The sequence below is a fragment of the Rhizobium sp. P1_E6 genome (genome assembly GCF_056405875.1).
The window spans coordinates 94,552-104,757 of the sequence record NZ_JBFUBG010000013.1; the positions used below are offsets into that span (position 1 = coordinate 94,552).

At 61.0% G+C, this 10,206-nt stretch carries 8 protein-coding genes; 6 read left to right on the top strand and 2 right to left on the bottom strand.

The window, feature by feature from the left end; all coding sequences use genetic code 11:
• The first annotated feature begins 90 nt into the window (after window positions 1-90).
• The 4 genes from AC1D35_RS09980 to AC1D35_RS09995 all read left to right on the top strand — a co-directional run bounded on the left by AC1D35_RS09980 (window position 91) and on the right by AC1D35_RS09995 (window position 5,349).
• Entirely contained in the window at window positions 91-2,400 is a 2,310-nt protein-coding gene (locus AC1D35_RS09980; RefSeq protein ID WP_477938561.1) for a Tex family protein, read from the top strand.
• Window positions 2,401-2,533: 133 nt separating this feature from the next.
• Entirely contained in the window at window positions 2,534-3,793 is a 1,260-nt protein-coding gene (locus tag AC1D35_RS09985) for an SAM-dependent methyltransferase (protein WP_113297246.1), read from the top strand.
• Window positions 3,794-3,840: 47 nt separating this feature from the next.
• The gene (locus AC1D35_RS09990; protein ID WP_113310705.1) at window positions 3,841-4,422 is read left to right on the top strand and encodes a histidine phosphatase family protein; all 582 of its coding nucleotides are present in this window, start codon (window positions 3,841-3,843) and stop codon (window positions 4,420-4,422) included.
• Window positions 4,423-4,539: 117 nt separating this feature from the next.
• A complete protein-coding gene (locus tag AC1D35_RS09995; protein ID WP_113310706.1) occupies window positions 4,540-5,349 on the top strand; it encodes a MipA/OmpV family protein in 810 nt (269 codons plus the stop codon).
• Between the two features lie 13 nt (window positions 5,350-5,362).
• On the opposite strand, the gene AC1D35_RS10000 is transcribed toward AC1D35_RS09995, so the two are convergent.
• Together AC1D35_RS10000 and AC1D35_RS10005 are read right to left on the bottom strand one after the other, a co-directional pair.
• Window positions 5,363-6,154: an SDR family oxidoreductase gene (locus AC1D35_RS10000; RefSeq protein ID WP_113310707.1), complete on the bottom strand. Its 792-nt coding sequence runs from the start codon at window positions 6,152-6,154 to the stop codon at window positions 5,363-5,365.
• Between the two features lie 157 nt (window positions 6,155-6,311).
• Window positions 6,312-8,213, bottom strand: a complete 1,902-nt coding sequence (locus AC1D35_RS10005) for an autotransporter domain-containing protein (protein ID WP_113310708.1) — start codon at window positions 8,211-8,213, stop codon at window positions 6,312-6,314.
• A gap of 534 nt (window positions 8,214-8,747) precedes the next feature.
• On the opposite strand from AC1D35_RS10005, the gene AC1D35_RS10010 reads away from it, so the two are divergent.
• Together AC1D35_RS10010 and AC1D35_RS10015 are read left to right on the top strand one after the other, a co-directional pair.
• A complete protein-coding gene (locus tag AC1D35_RS10010) occupies window positions 8,748-9,452 on the top strand; it encodes a FadR/GntR family transcriptional regulator (protein ID WP_477853984.1) in 705 nt (234 codons plus the stop codon).
• A 152-nt stretch (window positions 9,453-9,604) separates the two neighbouring features.
• A partial coding sequence (locus AC1D35_RS10015; protein ID WP_477938562.1) for a UbiA family prenyltransferase occupies window positions 9,605-10,206 on the top strand: 602 nt, incomplete at its 3' end.

Sequence of the window (10,206 nt, forward strand, 5' to 3'; positions counted from 1 at the left end):
CTGTCTTGCGCTGTGGAAAGCGGCGGCAGGCATTGCCTTGCCGCTTTTCGCCGCTATGGTCCGCCAACCCTAATAAGTGCAGGAAATCTCATGGCCGCTGATCTTCGTTCGCTCGCAGCAAGTATCTCCGCCGAAATCAACGCCCGGCCCGATCAGGCCAAGGCGGCGATCGAGCTGCTGGACGAGGGCTCGACGGTGCCGTTCATCGCGCGCTACCGCAAGGAAGTGACGGGCGGGCTGGATGATACGCAACTCCGCACGCTGGCCGAGCGTCTCGTCTATCYGCGTGAGCTCGAAGCCCGCCGCGATGCGATCATCGGATCCATCACCGGCCAGGACAAGATGAGCGCGGAGGTGATGGGGAAGCTCACCGCCGCCACGACCAAGGCCGAGCTTGAGGACCTCTATCTTCCCTACAAGCCGAAGCGCCGCACCCGCGCCGAGATTGCCCGCGAGCGCGGCCTCGGTCCGCTTGCAGAAGCCATCCTCGCTGACCGCAGCAAGGAGCCGGCAGCACTGGCCGAAGCTTCCATCACCGCCGACGTGCCCGACGTGAAGACGGCACTCGAAGGCGCGCGTGACATCGTTGCGGAAGGTTTTGCGGAAAATGCCGACCTGCTCGGCAAGCTGCGCGCCCATATGCGCGGTGCAGCCCTTCTCAAGGCCAGGGTCGTGGATGGCAAGCAGGCGACCGGCGAAAAATTCTCCGACTATTTCGATCATTCCGAACGTTGGGCGACCGCGCCCGGCCACCGCGCGCTTGCCATGCTGCGCGGTTGGAACGAGGAGGTGCTGACGCTGACGATCGAGGCGGATGCCGAGATCGCCTCGCCGAACAAGCCGGTCGAGCGCATGATCGCCGCCGCCTACGAGATTGGCGCCAGCCGCCCCGGCGATCGCTGGCTGATGGATGTCGCAAGCTGGACTTGGCGCGTGAAGCTTTCCATGTCTCTTTCGCTCGACCTGATGCGCGAACTGCGCGAAAGGGCGGAGGAAGAGGCGATCCACGTTTTTGCCCGCAATCTCAAGGATCTGCTGCTGGCAGCACCCGCCGGCTCCCGCGCTACGATGGGCCTCGATCCGGGCATCCGCACCGGCGTCAAGGTCGCGATCATCGACGGTACCGGCAAGCTGCTCGATACGACCACCGTCTATCCGTTCCCGCCGAAGAATGATGTGCGTGGCACGCAGGCCGAGCTTGCCTCCCTCATTCGCAAGCACAATGTCGATCTGATTGCGATTGGCAACGGCACCGGCAGCCGCGAGACGGAAAAGCTGGTGGCCGATATGCTGGCGGCACTTCCGGCGCCGAAGCCCACCAAGGTCATCGTTTCGGAAGCCGGTGCTTCGGTCTATTCAGCCTCGGAAACCGCTGCTGCAGAATTCCCGCAGCTCGACGTTTCGCTGCGCGGCGCCGTCTCCATCGCCCGCCGCCTGCAGGATCCGCTGGCCGAGCTCGTCAAGATCGAGCCGAAATCGATCGGCGTCGGTCAGTATCAGCATGATGTCGATCAGACGAAGCTCTCCCGCTCGCTCGATGCAGTCGTGGAAGATGCCGTGAATGCCGTTGGCGTCGATCTCAACACCGCTTCCGCGCCACTCTTGGCGCGCGTTTCCGGTCTCGGACGCTCGATCGCCGATGCGATCGTTCTGCATCGCGACGAGAACGGCGCTTTCGAAAGCCGCAAGGATCTGTTGAAGGTCGCCCGCCTCGGCCAGCGCACCTTCGAGCAGGCGGCGGGCTTCCTGCGCATCCGTGACGGCAAGGAGCCGCTCGATGCCTCTTCCGTGCATCCGGAAGCCTATGGCGTGGCAAAGAAGATCGTCGCCGCTTGCGGCCGTGATCTGCGGTCGCTGATGGGCGACAGCGCCGCCCTGAAGGCGCTCGATCCACGCAAGTTTATCGACGAGAAGTTCGGCTTGCCGACGGTCAAGGATATCATTGCCGAGCTGGATAAGCCGGGCCGCGACCCGCGCCCGAGCTTCAAGACTGCGACCTTCGCGGAAGGCATCGATGAAATCAGCGACCTGAAGCCGGGCATGGTGCTGGAAGGCACCGTCACCAATGTCGCGGCCTTCGGCGCCTTCGTCGATATCGGCGTGCATCAGGATGGCCTGGTACATGTTTCGCAGCTTGCCGACCGCTTCATCAAGGATCCTCACGAAATCGTGAAGGCGGGCGATGTGGTCAAGGTTCGCGTCGTCGAAGTCGATGTAAAACGCAAGCGCATCGGCCTTTCGATGCGCAAGGATGACGGCGCTCCGACGGGTTCTCCGCGTGGTGAGTCGCGCGGAAATGCAGGCTCGCCTCCGCAGCAGGACCGCCGTCCCGCATCGGCGAAGCCGCAGAGCCAGGGCGCCTTCGGCGCGGCGCTTGCTGAAGCCATGAAGCGAAAATAAGGGCTTAGCCCTCAAGTTTGCAAAAATGTCACACTTTGGCAATTGAATTTGCGGAGTGCTAAATCCGGCGCTTGTAAGGCAGCGAAGAGCTATTAAGTTGATGTGACCATCCTGTCACATTTGCGAGGCGTCCATGGCGTCGGCATTCTTATCGATTGTCCAAAAAATTGTCCGAAAGGGTTCTTTGGCCCTTACTCTTGCCAATGGCGAGACCCACACGATTGGCAATGGCACCGGTAATCCGGTTGCCGTTCGTCTTGCCGATCAGGAAGCCGAGGATGCGATCCGTCGCGATCCGACGCTGAAGCTCGGCGAAATGTATATGGAAGGCCGGTTCATTCTCGAACAGGGCAACATTTACGACTTTCTCTCTCTGGTGAAGCAGAACACCACCAACGAAATCTTCGATTTCAAGATGGCTGCCCTGCTGATGGGGCGCATCGCCATGCAGCAATTAAAGAGCCGCATGCCGGTCAACCATAACAAGCGTAATGTCGCCCACCATTACGACCTCTCCGAAAAGCTCTTCGAGCTCTTCCTTGATGAGGACTGGCAGTATTCCTGCGCCTATTTCGATCCGCCTGATATCAGCCTGGAGGAGGCGCAGGTTGCCAAGAAGCGCCATATCGCGGCAAAGCTTATGCCGCAGCCGAACCAGCGAGTGCTGGAGATCGGTTCGGGCTGGGGCGGGATGGCGATGTATCTGGCGGAATCGACGCCCGGCCTCGATGTCACCGGCATCACGCTCAGCGAAGAGCAGCTGAAGATCTCACGTGAACGGGCGCAGGCACGCGGCCTTGCCGATCGTGTCCGCTTCGAGCTGCAGGACTATCGCTACCTGACCGGCAGGAAGTTCGACCGCATTGTCTCGGTCGGCATGTTCGAACATGTCGGCATCGGCAATTACGGCAGCTTCTTCAAGAAGGTGCATGAGCTCCTGGATGACAACGGCATCATGCTGCTGCATTCGATCGCGCGTCCGAAGCCGAGCTTTGCCACAAACGCCTTCATCGAGAAGTACATCTTCCCGCAAGGCTATATTCCCTCGATCGCCGAGACGCTGGTGCCGGTCGAAAAGGCTGGACTGCTGACCCGCGATGTCGAAGTGCTGCCGCTGCATTACGCCTATACGCTGCGCCACTGGCGGGAGCGCTTCGTGGCCCGCAAGGCGGAAGCCGTCGCACTTTACGACGAGAACTTCTTCCGCATGTGGGAGTTCTATCTGGCCGGTTCCGAGATCGGCTTCCGCTGGGACGAACTCTTCATCGAGCAGATCCAGATCACCAAGAACCAGTTCGCGACGCCCGATAACCGGAACTATATTCCGGAGAACGAGGCGAAGCTGAAGGAATTCGAGGCGACGCGGCCACCCCTGGAGAAGTTCACCTTCTGACATCAAAAGCGCGGCTCGGCCGCGTTTTTTCTTTTGGAGAGACGGACATGAGCAGCGCATTTCCAGAAATCACCCTCGTGCGCCACGGCGAAACGGCATGGTCGCTATCCGGCCAGCACACCGGCCGCAGCGATATTCCGCTCACCGCCAATGGCGAGGCGGCGGCCCGCGCGCTCGCTCCGCGGCTCGCAGGTCTTTCCGTCTCCGCCGTCTGGTCCAGTCCCTCCCAACGGGCGCGCAACACCTGCACGCTCTCCGGGTTCGGGGAGGGGGCGATCATCAAGCCCGATCTCGCCGAATGGGATTACGGTGCCTATGAGGGCATTACGACCAGGGAAATCCTCTCGAAGCGCCCCGGCTGGCAGCTTTTCCGCGATGGTTGCCCGGATGGAGAAGCCGTAAAGGATATCGGCGCCCGGGCGGATCGCATCATCGCCGAACTGCGCCAACTCAATGCGCCGGTCCTGATCTTTTCGAGCTCGCATTTCCTGCGCGTGCTCGGCGCGCGCTGGCTCGGCCTGCCGCCGGAAGACGGCTCGCGCTTTATTCTCGATACGACGAGCATCAGCGTTCTCGGCTACGAGCACGATCTGACGGAACCGGTCATCCGCCGCTGGAACCAGAAGTAATTTCCGATCCCCTCGATCTCGCTCTCTTGGTTAAGAATGAGGTAACACCCTCTCTATAAATGTACCGATCGCCGCCGTCCGCGGCCGTTCTTGTATTGCGTTTTCTGGAGTGCGGATGTGTTTAATCGATCAGTCGTATCGATCTCTTTAGTTATTGCCCTTGCCTCTTTCGGCACTGCCTCCGCCCAGGAAGGCGGTCACTGGTGGTCCGGCGACTGGTATTTGAAGGTCGGCGTATCAGGCTTTTCCGCACCGAAGTTCGAGGGTGCGTCGAGCAACGAATTCAAGTTCAGCCCGCTGATCTCGATCGGCCGGCAGGGCACCGGCCCGCGCTTTTCCTCGCGCAACGACAATCCCTCCTTCGCTCTTGTCGACAATGGCGGCTTCCGCGCCGGTATCGTCGGCCGCTATGTGCCGGAGCGTGACGAAGGCGACGACAAGGATCTGCGCGGCCTGAAGAAGGTCAAGTGGGGCGCCGAAATCGGCGGCTTCGCGGAAGTCTACCCGACCGACTGGTTGCGCGCCCGCGCCGAAGTTCGTCAGGGCATCCGCTCCCATGACGGCCTCGTGGCCGACGTTGCGATCGACGCCTTTACCGATATCGCACCCGACCTGCAGCTTTCCGGTGGTCCGCGCGCCACCTTCGCAACGGGCGGCTATTTCGACTCCTATTACGGCGTCAACGACCAGCAGGCGGCTGCAAGCGGTCTGACGCCCTACGATCCCTCGGCCGGCCTGCAGTCTTATGGCGTAGGCACAGCGCTGACCTGGAATGCGACGGAGAATCTCTCGACGAGCGCCTTCGCGGAATACAAGCGCCTTGCCGGTCCGGCCGCGGATAGCAGCCTTGTTCGCGAGAAAGGTTCGAAGAACCAGTTCCTGATCGGCTTGTCTGCGAGCTACAAGTTCAATTTCACGCTGAACTAAGCGGGTTGGGTGATCATACCCAACCGCCATCGACGATGAACTGCTGGCTGGTGCACATGGCGCTGTCGTCAGCGGCGAGAAACAGTGCCATGCGGGCGATGTCGGAAGGCTGCAGCCTGTCGGGCAGGCACTGGCGCTCGGCGATCTGTCGTTCGCCGGCTTCCGTCAGCCACAGGCGCATCTGCCGCTCGGTCATGACCCAGCCGGGCACCATGCAGTTGACGCGGATGCGTTCGGGGCCGAACTCCCGTGCAAGCGCCCGCGTCATCCCCCAGATCGCCGCTTTTGCCGTCACATAGGCCGGGCAATCCGGATCGCCCACCATCCAGGTGATCGAGCCGAAATTGATGATCGAGCCGCCGCCGAGCACCTTCATGAAGGGCCGGGCGGCCTGAGCGGCGAAGAATTGATGGCGTAGGTTGATCGCCATGCGGTCATCCCAATAGGCGACGGTCACGTCCTCTGTCTGGTGTCGGTCGTCGTTGCCGGCATTGTTGCAGAGCACCTGAAGCGGGCCGTTCTGCGCGACGGCTTTTGCGATCGCGCGCTTAAGCGAGTCGATATCGCGCAGGTCGCAGGCAAGAAAGAGCGGTGCGGTGTGACCATCAGCCTCTATCGCACCGACGAGTTCACGGCCGCTCTCCTCAGCAATGTCGACGAAGGCGACCCGGCTGCCCTGGGCGCAGAAGTGCCGTACGAGGCTTTCGCCGATGCCGCTCGCCCCGCCGGTGATAAACACGCTTCGGCCTCGGAGGCTCGGATAGCTGGCATAGGTCGCAAGGTTGTTGCTGGCATCTGGGCTCATCGGGGATCTCCGGAAAGTGTCGTAAGGCTGGTGGGCCGCGCACGAAGGTGCTGCCCGACTGTATCAAACGGAAGACGCCGCAGGCACCCGGGAGGCGCTGCGGCGTCTTTTTTCAACGGTGTCCGGAGCGCGACCTGCGGCGGACTTCAGGTCCGGCTCAGAAGCTCACGTTGAAATTGACCTTCAAGGCATGATCCTGGGTCTCGCCTGCGATCTGACCGGCATAGGATGCGCCGATCGTCGCGTTTTTCGCGAGGTTGAAGTCCAGGCCGGCTTCCATGGTCAGCGCATTCTCGGCAATCGGCGCACCGACGGAATCGAAGCTTGCGCCGGTGTTGAAGGCGAGCTTGGAGCTCGGCGTGACATCGCCATAGGCGTGCCGCCAGCCGAGCATGCCGCGCACGGTCGCCTTGGTATCCTGCAGATCGATAGCGGTCGAAGCGCGAATGCCGAACGTGGTGAAAGCGGTGTCCATAGTGGACGATCCGGTTGACAGTGCTGCGATCGTGCCGCCTTCTTCCGAGAAGGCGTCGCTCTTCAGGCGGGCATAAGCGAGGTTGGCGAAGGGCTCGAAAGCGGTATCTTCAAAATCCATCCGGTAGGCCAGTTCCGCGAAAGCCTGGGTGGTGCGGGCGTCGTAGTCGGCCGACAGGGTCTCGTTGAAGGCTGGGAACACGACATGGCGCTTGGTGCTGATGTCATGCGAAGTATAGAAGACGCCCGTTCGGAAGCCGAGCGGTCCCCATTGCGTGCCGCCATAGACACCGAGATGGACGTTGTCGCTCGAGCCGGATGACGTGCGGGCGTCGACATCGAAACTGGTATTGCTGTAGCCGGCCATCGCCCCGAAACGCCATGTCCCGGCCGCCGCGTCGGCGCCGAAGACGATGCCGCCGGTCGAGTGGTCGAAATCGGCGGCGTAGCCCGCTCCCTCGGTCGTGCTCTTGGCGCCGATCGCCTGGCTCCAGATGGCGAGGCCTTCGGTGTTGCTGATCGCGCCTGTCAAACCGTTCTCGTCGTAAGAGGTGACCTCCGACGTCGGCGTGCCCACTGCGCTGAACGCTGAGCGGAGGCGCTGGCCGACCGCATCGTCGAGATAGAGGCTGTCCTGGATGAAGGCGCCCTTGACGCTGGAATGCACCTCGCCGGAGAGCGCATTGCCGTAGGGCCGCAGATAACGATAGAAGCCGATGGACTCGTCGAGCAGCGGATCGGGCTGTTCGCGGTTGATGACATAAAGCGACCAGCCATCCTTGGTCCAGCCGAAAGAGAGACCCTCGACTTCCTGGTCGCCGGGAGTGTCGAGCTGGCCGATCTCTTCCACTTCGCCTGTCGTCAGATTGGCGCGGTAGAGCGATTTTGTATCGCTTTCGGTGGAGAAATACATCCAGCCGTCGAGGATCTTGCCGCCCTGTGCCTGGTCGATCGTCCTCGAAAGGGGGATGTACTGCTTGAAGGAGCCGTCGGAGAGATTGTAGACCGCGATCTCCGTGGAATTGTCATAGGCCATGCCGTAGAGGAGGCCCTTCTTGGCATCCACGGCCACCCAGCTCGCAACGTCATGCGTGCCGTGCGGAGGGGTCAGGGCGAAATACTTGCCCGTGTAGGTCATGTCGCTCGCGTTATAGATCGCAAAGACCGGCGTGTTGTATTTCTCGCCGGTGACGGGATCGCGGGTGCTGGTGTCCAGCGAGATGTAAAGGTATCCGTCGGCGTAATCGATGTCGCCGATATGGTTGAGGCCTCTGGGCGCACCGGCAAACGGGTTGGCGAGAGCCGGGTCGATCGCACTGTTGTCGCGCGTTATCGTGTTGAAGTTGCCGTCCACCTTGTCCAGCGCGTTCGTGCCGGAAAAGTACCAGTTCTTGCCGTCGGTCGTCACACCCTGACCGCGATAAGTGATGGGATCATCGGTGAATGTAAACTTCTCGACCATGATCCAGGGCTCGACGGCATAAGCGGGCATGGCCGTCGTACAGAGGAGGGCGGTGAGGAGGAGCGGTCTTGCCGCTTGCGCCATGGGCGCCCTGGTTGAGGGACCTCTGGTCATAAATGGCATTTCGAGTTTCCTTTTCGTAGGGCAAAGGCTGCCTGATCGCAGCCGAGAAGGACCGCCGACCTGATGCGGGCAGCGGCGGTGAAGGCGGCGTGATGAAAGCGCAGTGATCCGATCGACGGGCCTCGAGGGCCGGTCGGTCGCGATGCTTTCATGGAGAATGGGGCGCGTGCTGGTTCAGCGCGCGCAGTCGAACCTATCGAAAATGCGATTATACATTTGCGATATTCGATTTATAAATCGCGTCATTTTCGATTTTCGAAAATATATACGCTGAAGTAATAAATAAAAGTCGAGATCTAGGCTCGAGATATTGTCAGTAAATCCATAATAAAGCTTCCATTTATTGGTTTTTTATTCTAATTAAACATGAGTATTAGGGTTTATTTGTATATTGTGAGTTGACGTCACTGAAGCGACTGTTCTATGAGGGCGGTAATAGGGGAGCGATGTGACAATAGTATGAATAGTATGAAGAATAGGAAGAATGCGAAAGCTCGATCTGCGGCTTTCGTGGCGCCATCGCGCATGGAGGGGATGACCGGCAGCAGCCTTCACACGAGGGTGCTCAACGAGATCGGCCAGAGCATCGTGCGAGGCGATCTTTTGCCCGGCGATCCGTTGCCGAATGCGGATGATTGGAGTGCCGCGCATGGAGTGAGCCGCACCGTGCTGCGTGAAGTGATCAAGGTCCTGGCAGGCAAGGGCATGGTGGAATCGCGCCCGAAGATCGGCACCCGCGTGCGTCCACGCAAGGATTGGAATTTTCTCGATCCGGATGTGCTCTTGTGGCGCTACGGCGGAAGAACCACAGCCGAAGACGCCCGCTCGCTTTTCGAGTTGCGTCGTGCGATCGAGCCGACGGCTGGTGCGCTGGCGGCCGAACGCGCCACTCCGGCAGAGATCGAGCATTTGCGTGGTCTGCTCGCCGATATGGAGCGGGCGGGCGATGATGGCGCGCGGTTTGCGGTGCCGGACCTCGCGTTTCATCAGGCGATCCTGCGCATGTCCGGCAATGAATTGATCGGTTCGCTGGCGGCGCTGATCGAGACAGCGCTGGTGATCAGTTTTCGGCTTTCCGACGACAATCCGCAGGGGCAGAGTCATTCGCTGCCCCTGCATCAGCAGGTCGTGGAGAGCATGGCAAATCGCGATTCCGCCGGCGCGAGCAAGGCCCTGGTTTCTTTACTGGATGGAGCCGAAAACGACGTGAAGCGTGCGCTGGCTGCGCGTCAGCGATAGATATGCCGGCCGACCGGTGATCCGATGAACTCTCCTTCGTTCCACAGGGCAGGAGCCTTGCGACATGAAGCGGATACGATCGGGCCGCAGATGGCGCAGCTCGCCGGCGATGGAGTCTTGACCATATGTGCTGCCCGTCGCTAGATGGCCGCATGCAACAGATTGACGGTCTTAACGGGCGCGTTGCCGATGCGCCCTCGGATAATTGGGTTTATCGCATCCTGCCGCCCTGGCTGTGGCCTTATGCGCAACTGGCCCGTTGGGACCGGCCGATCGGCTGGCAGCTCCTCATGTGGCCGTGCTTCTGGTCGGCGACGCTCGCTGCCAACGCCGCAATCGAGCCGCGGGTCTTCTCCGGCGCCCTGCTGCTCTACCATCTGCTCCTGTATTTCCTCGGAGCTGTCGCCATGCGCGGGGCCGGCTGCACCTATAATGACCTTGTCGACCACGAGATCGACATGCAGGTGGCGCGCACCCGCTCGCGTCCGCTGCCCTCGGGTCGTGTGACGCATCGGCAGGCAAAGATATTCATCGGGCTACAGGCGCTGGTCGGCCTGTTCGTGCTGTTGCAGTTCAACTGGTTTGCCGTGCTCCTTGGCGTGTTGTCACTTGGCATCGTTGCGCTCTATCCCTTTGCCAAGCGCTTTACCGACTGGCCTCAATTCTTCCTCGGCCTTGCCTTTTCCTGGGGCGCGCTCATGGGCTGGGCAGGGATTTTCGGCAGCCTCTCCTTCTCTGCCTTCCTGCTTTACCT

Coding starts and splice junctions, on each gene's coding strand:
- AC1D35_RS09985 (WP_113297246.1), top strand. CDS start 2,534: ATGGCGTCGGCATTCTTATCGATTGTCCAAAAAATTGTCCGAAAGGGT.
- AC1D35_RS09990 (WP_113310705.1), top strand. CDS start 3,841: ATGAGCAGCGCATTTCCAGAAATCACCCTCGTGCGCCACGGCGAAACG.
- AC1D35_RS10000 (WP_113310707.1), bottom strand. CDS start 6,154: ATGAGCCCAGATGCCAGCAACAACCTTGCGACCTATGCCAGCTATCCG.
- AC1D35_RS10005 (WP_113310708.1), bottom strand. CDS start 8,213: ATGCCATTTATGACCAGAGGTCCCTCAACCAGGGCGCCCATGGCGCAA.
- AC1D35_RS10010 (WP_477853984.1), top strand. CDS start 8,748: ATGACCGGCAGCAGCCTTCACACGAGGGTGCTCAACGAGATCGGCCAG.